Source organism: Streptomyces sp. NPDC056734, from assembly GCF_042790455.1.
Taxonomy (GTDB): Bacteria; Actinomycetota; Actinomycetes; order Streptomycetales; family Streptomycetaceae; genus Streptomyces.
Map to the genome: position 1 here is coordinate 106,350 of NZ_JBHTZD010000013.1, position 13,037 is coordinate 119,386.

Here is a 13,037-nt window from a genome sequence, read left to right on the forward strand (position 1 = left end):
GGCGGGTGCCCGCCTACGATGGGTCCGTTCATGCCGGGGTGCTGTTCCCGCCTCTCCCCTTCGCCTTGCTCAGGGCGACCTTGATCTCCTCCCGGAGTTGGCTGACCTTCTGGTTGTCGGAGTACTGGGCGGTGAGCCGGTACATCTGCTGCATCCGGTCCCAGGTGCGGTGCGAGGAGTTGTTGCCCATCGAGCGCAGGGCCTCGGACGCGTGATCGGCGCCCCGATCGGGGTCGTTCGCGATGAAGCACGCGGACGCCATCGAGAGATAGTCGAAGATCTTCGACCGCTCCCGCCCGTCGTTCCGCAGGGCGAGCGCCTTCTCCGCGTAGTGCTGTGCCTGGGTCGCGGCGGCCGGATCGAACTCCGCGAGGCTGCGGTACGACAGGGCCTGCATCCCGTACAGATCCTCGTCCTTGAAGGTCTTCATCCAGCTCGGGGTCTCCTCGTCGCTCTTGGCGACGAACAGGTCCTCGGCCTGTCCCAGGGTGCGGCGCATGGCCTGGCCCTTGCCCATCGACGCCTGTGCCCAGGCCTCAATGGTGTGGAACATGGACCGGGTGCGGGGCAGCATCTGCTCGCCCGCGCCCGTCCGGGCGAGTTTCATCAGATCCAGCGCCTCGTCGGGCCGGCCCAGATGGACCATCTGGCGGGCCGCCCGGGAGAGCGCCTCGCCGGCCCGGGGCCGGTCACCGCCCTCGCGGGCGGCATGGGCGGCGATCACGAAGTACTTCTGGGCCGTGGGTTCCAGGCCCACGTCGTGCGACATCCAGCCCGCCAGGGCGGCGAGGTCGGCGGCCACGCACCACAGGCGTCGTTGCAGATGCGGAGGGTGCTGGTAGGCGAGCATGCCGCCCACTTCGTTGAGCTGGCCCACGACCGCCTTGCGTTGCAGCCCGCCCCCGCGGGCCGCGTCCCATTCCCGGAACACTTCGACCGAGAGCTCCAGTTCCTCGATCTCCTGCGATCCGATGGGGGCGGCCTCATAGCGGTCGTACCCAGCGGGGTCGGCGTGCAGGGGGTTGTCGAGTACGGGAGCGTCGGGGGTCAGGGCCGGATCGGAGTGCAGCCAGTCGTGCATGGCGCTGCTGAGTGCGGATCCCGCGGCGAGCACGGCGCCCGCGCCCACCAGACCGCGTCGGTTGAGCATGAGGTCCATTCCCGTGAAATCGATGAGGAACGCGGCCGTCCGTCCGGGCGCCCAGGACAGCTCGCCGGGATGTTCCGCACTCCCGTCGCCCTGTCGTTTCCCCACGCGCCCGTGCCGGACCAGACCGAGGTCCTCGATGGTCACGACACGGCCGAGACGCTCGGTGAACAACGCCGCCAGCACCCTCGGTACGGGATCGCGCGGGATCTCTCCCATGTCGATCCAGCGCCGCACCCGTGAGGTGTCGGTCGACAGCTGGGGGTGGCCCATGGCCGCCGCCTGCCGGTTGACCAGCCTCGCGAGTTCGCCCTTGGACCAGCCGACCAGGCCGAACAGGTCCGCCAGGCGGGTATTGGGTTGTCCGCTCACGTCAAGCCCCCAGGTTCTCGGCTGCGTTGACATTAGCCCGGTGAGAGTTGCCGAGCGACTATTCGCCAGGGTTCGCCAGGGTGCGCCAGATGGTGTGCCACGGGACGCCGGGTGTCAGGTAGGAAAGCGCCACCCCGACCCGGCGGCCGTAACCGGTACCACGGTGCACTCCCCAGGGTGTACCAGGTCAGCCGGGCCGGGTGGCGTCAAGACGTCGCAGGCACACGAAGGGATCTGTCTCGCCTATGTACGCAGCATCGTCCTCCGTGTCCGCACCACCCCGGCCGCTCCGTCCGCGTCCCCAGGTGCCGGTCCCCGCCCGTCCCGGCGAGGCCCCCCTGTCGGGCGGCGGCCCGTATCTGGCCCCCGCGCGAACGGCCGGCGCCCTGCTCGGCGCGGGCCGCAACCGGCGTGCGGGACTCGGCAGCCAACCGCTCAGCGGGAGACTCGACTTGTCCGGCCCCCAGGGCGCCCAACTGCGGACGGCGATCGCGTCGGTGCACCGGATCTGCCCGGAGTTCGCGCCGGTGCAGGTGCTGCGCCGCAGCGGCCGTTCCGTGCTCCTCGTCGGCACCACAGGACGCAGTACGGCGGTCGCGAAGTGTCTGCTGGACCAGTCCCCCGCGTGGGCCGAGCGGATCCGCCACGAGATAGCGGCGTACCGCTCGTTCGTCCGGCACCGCCCCCCTGTGCGGGTGCCGAGGCTGATCGCGGCGGACCCGGACAACTGCACCCTGGTCATCGAGCGGATGCCGGGCCGGGCCGCGGCCCTGCACCGCCACCCCGCCGAGGCACCGCCGCGCGCGGACATCCGTGCCGCGCTCGGCGCGATCTGCCGGCTGAACGCCTGGCGTCCCCCGGCGGGCACCTTCGACGCCCCGCTGGACTACGCGGCCCGTATCTCCCGCTACCACGAACTGGGGCTGCTCACCGACCGGGACCTCGGCGATCTCCAGAAGCTGCTGCACGGCATCGCGGCGACCGCGGGCCGCCACGGCATGGGCCAGTTCTGCCACGGGGACGCGCTGCTGTCCAACATTCTGCTGTCGCCGGCCGGTCCGGTGCTGGTGGACTGGGAGCACGCGGGCTGGTATCTGCCGGGCTATGACCTGGCCACCCTGTGGTCGGTGCTCGGCGACGCCCCGATGGCCCGGCGGCACATCAGCCAGATCGCCCAGTCCGCGGGGCTCGCCTCCCGGGACGCGTTCCTGGTCAATCTGATGCTGGTGCTCACCCGGGAGATCCGTACGTACGAGACGGCCGTGCAGCGTTCGATGCGCGAGCCGGCCCCGGCCGGGGTGCCGGGCCAGCAGGTCGCCACGCCCTCCGGCGAGGAACAGCGCCTGCTGCTGCGGCGGCTGCACGACGACTGTCAGATGGCCCGCCGGGCGGTCCGCGCGGCGGTCGGGACCCGCTGAGGGCCCCGCCGGAGCCCGGCGTGCGCCCCGCACTGGGACGGAACGCGCGCCCACCGCGCGGACGTCGTGAGGAGTGGCCGCGCGCGGCCCGGCAGGGAGGGAGCGGCCCGGGTTGGCCGGGGTGCAGAGCCCCGAGCGGATGGAAGGGTGCGGCCCCGTGAGGAGGGGGCGGAGCAAGCCTCCTCGGGCTGCCAGGAGCGGCCCGATCGGACGGAGATGAGCGGCCCTGCCGACAGGGCCGAGCAATCTCGATCGGGTGGGGAAGAGCGACCCCGATGAACCGGGCGGAGAGTACCGAGCGGACGGAAGAGTGCGGCCCGTGAGGAGCGGCGGAGCAAACCTCCTCGGAGCTGCGAGGAGCGGCCCCTGAGCAGACGGAGAAGCGCGGCCCCGCCGACAGGACCCGCCCACTCCGCTCGGACAGGAAAAGGCGGCCCCGATCGGAAGGGGCCGTGTGGCCCGTGGTGTGCCAGGCAGCGGCCGGTGCATCGCGGGCCTTGGTGTGCCAGGTGGCAGATGTGCGGCGGGGCGGTCGTCGGGGTACGGCGGTGACGCGCCGCGGGTGGTGGGGGGCGGGCGCGAAACTCCCGGCGACCTGCGCTGACACGGTATGACCGGCTTCCCTGGGCATGATTGACGGACCGTCGGGGACGGGCCGCCACGGTCACCTCCGGCCCCGTACGGCTCTTCGCGCCCCGCCCGTCCCAGGAGGCTGTCTTGCGTCACCCCGACACCGCCGCTCAGCGGGCCGTGCGCCCCGCGACCGTCCGCCGGACCGCCGGTGCGCTGGTCACCTCCGCGCTGCTGCTCCCGCTGCTGGGCGCCGCCCCGTCCACGGCCGGGCCCGCCGACGCCCGGCTCCAGCGGGCGTTCGCCGCCGCTGCCGCCGAGTACGGGGTGCCGCAGAGCGTGCTGCTGGGGGTGTCGTACCTCCAGTCCCGGTGGGACGGGCACGGCGGTGCGCCGAGCGTGAGCGGCGGCTACGGTCCGATGCACCTCACCGACGCCCGTACCGCCCTGGCGAGCGCGCCGCACCACAGCGAGGGCACCGAGGACCCGCGGGGGGACAGCGCCCGCCCCGCCCTGCTGCCGGTGGCGCAGCCGCCGCCCGACGCGGAGCTGCCCGCCCGGCTCACCACCCTGCGCAGGGCGGCCGGACTGACCGGGCTGAGCGCCGAGCGGCTGCGCACCGACCCGGCGGCGAACGTGGCGGGCGGCGCGGCGCTGCTGGCCGACGCGCAGCGGGCGCTGGGTGCCCCGGTGAGCGCGGATCCGGCGCGGTGGTACGGGGCGGTGGCCCGTTTCTCGGGCGCGGACGACTCGGCGACGGCGGCGGCGTACGCGAACGATGTGTTCGCGGTGATCCGCTCCGGCGAGCGGCGGCTGACGGACTCCGGTCAGCGGGTGGCGCTGGCCGCGCGGCCTGGGCTGGCGCCGGACACCGCGCAGTTGCGCGAGGCGGGGCTGCGGGTGGCGGAGGCCGATGGCACTCAGTGCCCGGCGACGGTGGCGTGCGAGTGGATCCCGGCGCCGTACGAGCGGTTCGGTGACGGTGACTACGGCAATCACGATGTGGGCGGGCGGCCGGGGTCACAGCGCATCGAGTACATCGTCGTCCATGACACGGAGGGCCGCTGGGAGGGGGTGCTGGACATGGTCCAAGATCCGGCGTACGTCTCCTGGAACTACTCCCTGCGCTCGACGGACGGACATATCGCCCAGCATGTGAAGGCGCGGGACGTGGCCTGGCACGCGGGGAACTGGTACATCAATTCGACGTCGATCGGTCTGGAGCACGAGGGCTTTCTCGCCTCGCCGGACGCCTGGTACACGGAGGCGATGTACCGCGCGTCGGCGCGGCTGGTCCGCTATCTCGCCGACAAGTACGGCATTCCGCTGGACCGGCAGCACATTCTGGGCCATGACAATGTGCCGGGCCCGACGGCGGCGTCGGTCGGCGGTATGCACACGGATCCCGGCCCGTACTGGGACTGGGCGCACTACTTCGAGCTGCTGGGCCGCCCCTTCGAGGCCGCCGCGACGGCGGACGCGGGCCTGGTGACGATCCTGCCGGAGTACGCGGCGAACCGGCCCGCGTTCACCGGCTGTGTCACCAAGGGTGAGGCGTGTGCGGTGCACGGGTCGAGCGCGGTGCGGCTGCGGACGGGGCCCGGTGCGTCGTATCCGCTGGTGAAGGATGTCGGTCTGCGGCCGGGCGGGGAGGCGTCCACGATCGATGTGAACGACATCGGGTCGCGGGTCTCCACCGGCCAGCAGTACGCGGTGGCGGAGCGGGACGGGGCGTGGACGGCGATCTGGTACCTGGGGCAGAAGGCGTGGTTCCACAACCCGGCGCAGGCGCCGGTGGCCGTCCCGGCGACGGGGGAGGTGATCACGCCCCGGGCGGGACTGGCCTCCGTGCCGGTGTACGGCAGGGCGTATCCGGAGGCGTCGGCCTATCCGGCGGGGGTCCCGGCGCAGGAGGTGACCGCGCTGCCGTATGCCTTGGCGGCGGGGCAGGAGTATGTCGTCGGGGGTGAGGTGCGGGGGGCGTACTACTACGCGGTCACGTTCGATCCGGCCGGGCATCGGGTGGTGACCGGGGAGGATCGGTACTACGAGATCCAGTTCGGTCACCGGGTGGCGTATGTGAAGGCGTCGGATGTGACGCTGCGGGCGTCGTCGTAGAGGGGGGCCTCAGCCCTGTTGGAACAGCTCCGCCGGGAGGGGCTTGAGCAGGGCGTAGAGGTCGTCCGTGATCGGGCGGTCCCAGGCGGCGATGGTGACCAGGACGCCGTCGCTGCGGTCGAACTGGACGCAGGAGATCCGGCTCTCGGAGAGTTTGACGCGGCGCACGATCAGGAGGTTGTCGCCCTGCATCACCGGGACGTCCTCGGTGCCGGTGACGGTGACGTCCTCCTCGTTCTCCAGCGCGATCAGCAGTTGTCCTACCTCGAAGGGGACCTGGCCGTCGGCCACCTCGCGGGCCGGGGAGCCGTCGGGGAGATTGCCGATGATCATCGCGGGGCCGCGGCCGCCGAACAGGTCGTAGCGCAGGAAGACACCCTGGCAGCTGCCGTCGGGCGCGGGGAGGAGGCCGGCGCCCAGATTGCCGGGCCAGTCGCCCGGGTCCATGGCCAGTACGTCGAATTCGGGCCCGGCGGGGGAGGCGCTGCGGCGGCGGAGGAACGACATGCGGTCAATGGTACGTGGCGGGGGGCTGCCGGCGGGAATTTGGGGGTGGGGTCGGGGGTGGGGGTCGGGTGTTCGGGGCGGGCTCGTTTGGGGGGGTTGCGCAGTTCCCGCGCCCCTGAGGGTGGGGGCTCTTGGTTGGGGTCCGGTGCGGGTTCGTTGTGGTTGTTTGCGCAGTTCCCCGCGCCCCTGGGGGGGGTGGGTGGCTTGGGTTTGGTGGCTGGTGCGGGATCGTTGTGGCTTTTCGCGCCGTTCCCCGCGCCCCTGGAGGGGGTTGTTGTGCTGGGTCTATGGCTTGGGGGGGATTACTGCGATGGGGCTGGGGGCGTGCAGGAGTACCGCTTGGGTTACTGAGCCCAGCATGGGGGCCGGGGAGGTGAGGCGGCGGCGGTGGCGGCCCACTGCGGTCAGGGTGGCGTTCTTCGCGGCGGCGACGATGTTGCCGGCCGCGTCGCCGGGGACCGCGTAGGTGTCGGACCGGACGTCGGGATGGTGCTCGCGGTGGGGGGCGAGGAGGGCTTCGGCGAGGGTGCGGGTCTCTGCCTCGATGGCTTCCTGGTCCAGGGCCGGTGGGACCAGCTCCGCCGGAGTGGTCCAGACCTGGATGGGCCAGGGGTAGGAGGCGACCGCGTGGACGCGGGCCCCGCGGTGGGCCGCCTCGGTGAAGGCGAAGTCGAGGAGCGCGTCGTCGGGGCTGTCGACCTTGACGCCGACCACCACGCGGGGGCCGGGCTCGACCTCGGGGGCGTCGTCGACCTCGCGGCCGGGGCGGGGCACCACGACGACCGGGCATCCGGCGTCGCGGGCGACGGCGATGCCGTTGGAGCCGAGCAGCAGGCTGGCGAAGCCGCCGCGGCCCCGGGAGCCGAGGACGATCAGCTGGGCGCTGTCGCCGAGTTCGGGCAGGACCACCCCGACCGCGCCGTCGACCCCGAGGTACTCCGTCTCCGGCACGTCGGTGAGCTTGGCGAGATAGTCGCGTACGTCGTCGAGCACGGGGTCCTCGGCGGGGCCGGGCGGCAGGACCACCGGGGCGCCGGGCTGGGTCCACGCCGCGTACTGCCGCACATGGACCACCCGCAGGAGCGCCCCGCGCCCCCGGGCGGTGTCCACGGCCCAGTCCAGGGCTCGCAGACTGTCCTCGGATCCGTCGACCGCCGCGATCACCGGCAGTTCGCTCATGGTCCTCACCTCCGGAGTACGACCTTCCGTTCCCTGGACCGTATCGGTCGGAAACGGTCCAGGACGGTTCGATGGTCGCATGCCGGGAATTCGGGGCGCCCAGGGGGGTCTAGGTGAGGTCGAACTCCCCTTCCCGTGCTCCTGACACGAACGCCCCCCACTCCGCCGGGGTGAAGATCAGGGAGGGGCTCTCCGGGCGCTCGCTGTTGCGCATCGCGATGAAGCCTTCGACGAAGGCGATCTGGACATCCCCCCGCCCCCGGCTGCTGGAGTGCCACTCCGCATTGCTCAGGTCCAGGTCCGGCTTGTCCCAGCCCATGAGCGGCTTGTGCTGGGTGGTGGTCTCGGCCACGTCCGTGCTCCTCCCGCTTTCCGTCGTCCGCGGCCAGCCTAGCGATCGTGTCCCGGGGCCGACAGGCCACATGGCGAGCCGCTGAGGCCGGGGCGGATTCGTGGCGTGGTGCCTGAACGGGCGGTGGCTCACGGACGTATGGGTGGGGGCAGGCCGGTCCCCCGTACGGAAGGAACACCGGGTGTCGCTCTTCACTCGCCCTCGTCAGGAGGCCGACCGGACGGACGGGGAGGGCGGCGGGGCGGGTGGTGATCGGGTCGGCTGGTTCGGCCGGCGGCGCCGCTACCCGCGTACGGCACGTGGGGTCGGCGTCGGGGCTACGGGGCTGGCCGGGCTGCTGCTGTTCGGTGCGCTGCTGCTGCCCAATCGGGTCGAGCGGCTGTCGGTGGGGGCGTTCGTGCGGCTTCCGGCGGAGGGGATTCTGCTCGCGGGGCTGCTGCTGGCGCTTCCGGCGCGGGCGCGGCGGATCGCGGCGGTGGTCTCGGGGGTGCTGCTCGGGCTGGTCACGGTGCTGAAGCTCGTCGACATGGGGTTCTACCAGGTGCTGGCCCGGCCGTTCGATCTGGTCCTGGACTGGATCCTGCTGGACGACGCGACGGATTTCCTGCGGGAGTCCTTCGGCCGGGGCGGGCAGGTGCTCGCGGTCACGGGGGTGCTGGTCCTGTTCGTCGCGCTGCCGCTGTCGATGACGCTCGCCATGGTGCGGGTGACGCGGCTGATGGCCCGGCACCGGCACACGGCCACCCGGACCACGGTGGTCCTGGGCACGGCGTGGATCACCTGCGTCACGCTGGGCGTGCAGCTCGCGGGCGTCCCGGTGGCCACGAAGGGGAACGCGGAGTTTCTGGGGAACCGGGTGGAGCAGGTGCGGGCGGGGCTGCGGGACGCCGAGGTGTTCGAGCGGCAGGCCGCGGTGGACGCGTTCGCGGATGTCCCGCCGCAGGACTTGCTGACCGGGCTGCGCGGGAAGGATGTGCTGTTCACGTTCGTGGAGAGCTATGGGCGTACGGCGATCGAGAATCCGGCGATGGCCGAGCGGGTCGGGGGTGTGCTGGACGAGGGGACGGAGTCGCTGGCGGCGGCCGGGTTCGCGGCGCGCAGCGGCTGGCTGCGGTCGCCGGTGACCGGGGCCGGGAGCTGGCTCGCGCACTCCACCTTCCTGTCCGGGCTGTGGATCGACAACCAGCAGCGGTACCGGTCCCTGACGACCAGCGACCGGGCGACCCTGACGAGTTACTTCCGCGAGAGCGGCGAGTGGCGCACGGTCGGGATCGTGCCGGGGGTGCGGCGGGCCTGGCCGGAGGGGGAGTTCTTCGGGCTCGATCACATCTACGACTCCGAGCGGCTCGGCTATCAGGGCCCGTATTTCAGCTGGACGCCTGTGCCGGACCAGTTCAGCATGGAGGCGTTCGAGCGGCTGGAGCACGGGCGGGGCGACCGGCAGCCGGTGATGGCGGAGATCATCCTCGCCTCCAGCCACAGCCCGTGGGCGCCGCAGGCTCCCGTGCTCGACTGGGCGGACCTCGGTGACGGCTCGGTCTTCCACCAGGTCAAGGAGGAGGGCGCGGACCCCTCGGAGGTGTGGAAGGACCCCGGCCGGGTGCGGACCGAGTACGCCAAGGCCGTGGAGTACTCGCTGACCACGCTCGTCCAGTGGCTCGAACGCTACGGCGACGAGAACACCGTGATGGTCTTCCTCGGCGACCACCAGCCGGTCCCGACGGTCACGTCGGGCAGCACCAGCAAGGACGTGCCGGTCACGGTCGTCGCCAAGGACGAGAAGGTCCTCGACCGGATCGCCGGCTGGGACTGGACGGCGGGGCTGAAGCCGGCCGCCGACGCCCCGGTGTGGGGGATGGATGAGTTCCGGGACCGGTTCATGACGGCGTATGAGGAGTGACGTCGGCGGGCGACCACGGGGTGGTGCGGGGTGGCTGACGGCGTCTCACCCGCGTGCACGGCCTCGCAGCGAGGCCAGGACGAGGCGGCCGTACCGTGTTGTCAGGGCCGCCGCCGTGGTCGCGCAGGCCAGTCCGAGGGCCAGGAGCAGGTGCCGGGGGTTCTCGTCGCCCAGGACCTGGAGGATGGACAGGGCGGTGCCCAGGGGCAGGCCGAGGATGGTCAGGATGCCGAGTGCGCCCGCGATCTGCCGGCTCTCGCGGGTCTGCACCAGACGGCCGTAGTCGGCGGCCTCGGCGAGGATGTCGGTGAACAGGCCGGGGAGGCGGTGCTGGGTGTGGAAGGCGCGCAGCAGACCGGCGGCGGGGCCGTGGACGTTCTGGTGGGGTCGCCAGTACGCGCTGCGGAATGTGGCGATGTCGTCCTCCAGGGCCGCCACCCGCCGGGCGAGGCCGGGGCCGGTGTCGAAGACCGTGGAGAGCTGGTCGCCCAGGGCGTTGAGGTGGTCGCGCTGGATCATGCCCAGGAGGAGGGTGTCCAGGTGGACGGAGCGGATGTGGGCCTGGGCGAAGGCGTAGAAGTCGCCCTCGCCCCGGTCGGCTCGGTGGCCGAGGAACGCGGTGCCGTGCCGGCCGACCAGCGCGCTCCAGTCGGCGGAGAGGCGGATGGCTTCCTGGGCCAGGCGCTCGCGCCGCTGCGGGGTGGGCGGGTTGTCCCGTTCGGCGGATCGCGCGGCGAGTGCGCCGAGCCAGGTGTCGGCGGTGGCGGGGAGTTCGCCATCGGCCTGCCGCAGGACGGAGGGATGGCTGGTGTCCGGCGTGAGGAAGGCGATGGTGTAGGGGCGGGCTATCGCGAAGGGCTCCACCGGAGGGGTGGTGTCGGCCGCTGCTCCGAAGAGGGTCGCCGGGGACAGGGGGCCGGTCAGTGGGTCGGGCAGGGCGCCGGGGCGGTGGCCGATGGCGCGCAGTACCTCCAGCAGGGCGGGGCCGGTGACATCGAAGTGCAGGACGCCTAGGGCGCGGTGGGGGGCGGCGGGGCGGGCCGTGCCCAGCAGTTCCAGGCCGATGAGGGTCAGGGGGCCGTGGGTCACCGTCGTCGTGCGGTGCCAGCGGCGGCCGTGCAGTGCGCGGGCGACCGCCGGGGCGAAGTACTGCCGCCGGTACTCGGCGTCCCGTGCCCGCTCCCCCATCGGGAAGGGCAGCGGGCCGTGGGCCCAGTCCGGTTCGCCGGGCAGCAGGACGGGCAGCACCACGGACAGGCTCTGCCGTACGCCGGTTGCCGTGGAGAGGTCGTCGGGGGAAAGGTTGTGTGTGGAACGGTCGTCTGTGGAACGGCCGTTGGGGGAAGGGGCGGTTGCCGAACGGCCGTTGGTGGAACGGTCGTTGGTGGAACGGCCGTTGGTGGAACGGTCGTTGGTGGAACGGCCGTTGGTGGAACGGCCGTTGGTGGAACGGTCGTTGGTGGAACGGTCGTTGGTGGAACGGTCGTCGGTCACTGGGTGAACCTGTCCCGCAGCTCGCGCTTGAGGATCTTGCCGCTGGCGTTGCGGGGCAGCCGGTCCACGAAGAAGACCCGCTTCGGCGCCTTGAAGGGGGCCAGGCGTTCGCGGGTGTGGGCGATCAGGTCGGCCTCCGACACCTCGCCGCGCGCGACGACCACCGCGGTGATCGCCTCGATCCAGCGCGGGTCGGGCAGCCCGATGACGGCGGCCTCGGCGACCGCCTCATGGGTGTACAGGGCGTCCTCGACCTGGCGTGAGGCGACGACGACCCCGCCGGAGTTGATGACGTCCTTCACCCGGTCGACGATCGTGAAGTAGCCCTCGGCGTCCCGGACGGCCAGGTCCCCGGAGTGGAACCAGCCGTCCCGGAAGGCGTCCGCGCTCTCCTCGGGCTTGCCCCAGTAGCCCTCGCACAGCTGCGGTGAGCGGTAGACGATCTCGCCGGGGGTGCCGTCGGGCACGTCCTTGCCGTCCTCGTCCACCACCCGCGCGTCCACGAACAGCACGGGACGGCCGCAGGAGTCCATCCGGCCCTCGTGTTCGTCGGGTCCGAGCACGGTGGCCAGCGGGCCGATCTCGCTCTGCCCGAAGCAGTTGTAGAAGGCCAGCTGCGGCAGCCGTTCCCGGAGCCGTTCGAGCACCGGCACCGGCATGATCGACGCCCCGTAGTACGCCTTGCGCAGGCCGGTCAGGTCCCGGGTGGTGAAGTCCGGGCGCTGGGACAGGGCGATCCATACCGTTGGCGGGGCGAACAGGCTGTCCGCTCGGCCCTGTTCGATCAGTTCGAAGATGGCGTCGCCGTCCGGCGCGTCCAGGATGGTGTTGGTCGCGCCGACCGCGAGGTAGGGCAGCAGGAAGACATGTGTCTGGGCCGAGTGGTAGAGCGGCAGCGAGTGCACGGGGAGGTCACCGGCACTCAGGTCCAGCGCGGTGATGGCGCTCAGGTACTCGTGGACCAGAGCGCGGTGGGTCATCATCGCGCCCTTGGGCAGCGCGGTGGTGCCGGAGGTGTAGAGCAGTTGCACCAGATCCTCGGAGCGGGCCTCGGGGCCGTCGTACGGGGCCGTTCGCGGGAGCATCTCCAGGAGCGAGCCGCCGGTGTCCCGCAGAGGGAGGGACCGGGTGCCCGGGGGCAGGCGGTCCGTCAGGGCGGGGTCGGTCAGGACCAGGGAGGCACCGGACTGGGTGAGGAGGTAGGTGAGGTCGTCGCCGGTCAGGTTCTGGTTGACCGGGACGTGGACGAGGCGGGCGCGGGCGCAGGCAAGGAGGGCGATGAGGTAGGCGTCGGAGTTGTGGCCGTAGGCAGCGACGCGGGCGCCTGCGGTGAGGTTCTGGGCCAGCAGGACGGTCGCCGCGCGGGACACGGCGTCGTCCAGTTCGCTGTAGGTCCAGGTGCGGTGGGCGTACTCGACGGCTACTCGGGCGGGGGTGCGGTGGGCGCTGCGGCGCAGCATGCCGTCGACTGTGCTGTGGGCGCTGCGGGGTGGCATGTCGCCGACTGTGCTGTGGGCGCTGCGGGGTGGCACGTCGTCGACCGTGCTGTGGTGTCCGGGCGTCGTCGTCATGACGGTTGATCCTCTGCCGGGGGGCGGGCCAGGTCAAGGGACCTGGGGCGTGGTGGGTGGGTGCGGGTTCGGTGGGGGCTGGTCGCGCAGTTCCCCGCGCCCCTGGGGGGTTGGGGGCCGCGCTTTGTTCAAGGTTCCCGGCGATCCTGGGCAGGGGGGCGCGCTCGCTCACGGGCCACCCGTTCCATCCGGACGCGTCGCCTTCGGTCAGTTCGGGCACGCCGCGCACTCGGCTCCGGGCGACCACCCGCCCAAACGATTTCGGCATGTCGTCATAACGGGACCAGCCAAAACCGGCCGCTTACCTCTCCCCTACCCCGTCTGATCAGCGGCTCCGGCACTCGGTGCCTGATCAGGCAAGAGACACTGCCCGAACAGGCGATGAGAGCGGTTCCCGTGACCGGGTCCC

General features: G+C 72.2%; 9 protein-coding genes. 3 read left to right on the plus strand and 6 right to left on the minus strand.

Translation table 11 applies throughout. The features are described from left to right. Nucleotides 1–28: 28 nt before the first annotated feature. Nucleotides 29–1,519 (minus strand): hypothetical protein, encoded by a 1,491-nt coding sequence (locus tag ACFRFC_RS20870; protein ID WP_382679001.1) that lies wholly within the window; start codon nucleotides 1,517–1,519, stop codon nucleotides 29–31. Between the two features lie 245 nt (nucleotides 1,520–1,764). Between ACFRFC_RS20870 and ACFRFC_RS20875 the strand changes: the two genes are divergently transcribed. Both ACFRFC_RS20875 and ACFRFC_RS20880 read left to right on the plus strand, forming a co-directional pair. Further along, nucleotides 1,765–2,937, plus strand: coding sequence for an aminoglycoside phosphotransferase family protein (locus ACFRFC_RS20875; RefSeq protein ID WP_382678999.1), 1,173 nt, complete (start codon nucleotides 1,765–1,767; stop codon nucleotides 2,935–2,937). A gap of 717 nt (nucleotides 2,938–3,654) precedes the next feature. Then, on the plus strand, nucleotides 3,655–5,625 hold the full coding sequence (locus tag ACFRFC_RS20880) for an N-acetylmuramoyl-L-alanine amidase (RefSeq protein ID WP_382678996.1): 1,971 nt from the start codon (nucleotides 3,655–3,657) through the stop codon (nucleotides 5,623–5,625). Between the two features lie 9 nt (nucleotides 5,626–5,634). Here the strand turns inward: ACFRFC_RS20880 and ACFRFC_RS20885 are convergent, their stop codons facing one another. The 3 genes from ACFRFC_RS20885 to ACFRFC_RS20895 all read right to left on the minus strand — a co-directional run bounded on the left by ACFRFC_RS20885 (nucleotide 5,635) and on the right by ACFRFC_RS20895 (nucleotide 7,663). Further along, nucleotides 5,635–6,132, minus strand: a complete 498-nt coding sequence (locus tag ACFRFC_RS20885) for a hypothetical protein (protein WP_382678993.1) — start codon at nucleotides 6,130–6,132, stop codon at nucleotides 5,635–5,637. Between the two features lie 285 nt (nucleotides 6,133–6,417). Next, nucleotides 6,418–7,311 carry a universal stress protein gene (locus tag ACFRFC_RS20890; RefSeq protein WP_382678990.1) on the minus strand — a complete coding sequence of 298 codons (894 nt, stop codon included), beginning with the start codon at nucleotides 7,309–7,311 and terminating at the stop codon, nucleotides 6,418–6,420. Nucleotides 7,312–7,420: 109 nt separating this feature from the next. After that, nucleotides 7,421–7,663, minus strand: a complete 243-nt coding sequence (locus ACFRFC_RS20895; protein ID WP_382678988.1) for a DUF397 domain-containing protein — start codon at nucleotides 7,661–7,663, stop codon at nucleotides 7,421–7,423. 181 nt (nucleotides 7,664–7,844) lie between these two features. Between ACFRFC_RS20895 and ACFRFC_RS20900 the strand changes: the two genes are divergently transcribed. Beyond that, nucleotides 7,845–9,563 (plus strand): sulfatase, encoded by a 1,719-nt coding sequence (locus tag ACFRFC_RS20900; RefSeq protein ID WP_382678985.1) that lies wholly within the window; start codon nucleotides 7,845–7,847, stop codon nucleotides 9,561–9,563. 45 nt (nucleotides 9,564–9,608) lie between these two features. On the opposite strand, the gene ACFRFC_RS20905 is transcribed toward ACFRFC_RS20900, so the two are convergent. Both ACFRFC_RS20905 and ACFRFC_RS20910 read right to left on the minus strand, forming a co-directional pair. Then, on the minus strand, nucleotides 9,609–11,057 hold the full coding sequence (locus ACFRFC_RS20905) for a hypothetical protein (protein ID WP_382678982.1): 1,449 nt from the start codon (nucleotides 11,055–11,057) through the stop codon (nucleotides 9,609–9,611). Beyond that, on the minus strand, nucleotides 11,054–12,553 hold the full coding sequence (locus ACFRFC_RS20910) for an acyl-CoA synthetase (RefSeq protein WP_382680150.1): 1,500 nt from the start codon (nucleotides 12,551–12,553) through the stop codon (nucleotides 11,054–11,056). The genes ACFRFC_RS20905 and ACFRFC_RS20910 overlap by 4 nt, the downstream gene beginning before the upstream one ends. Nucleotides 12,554–13,037 lie beyond the last annotated feature (484 nt).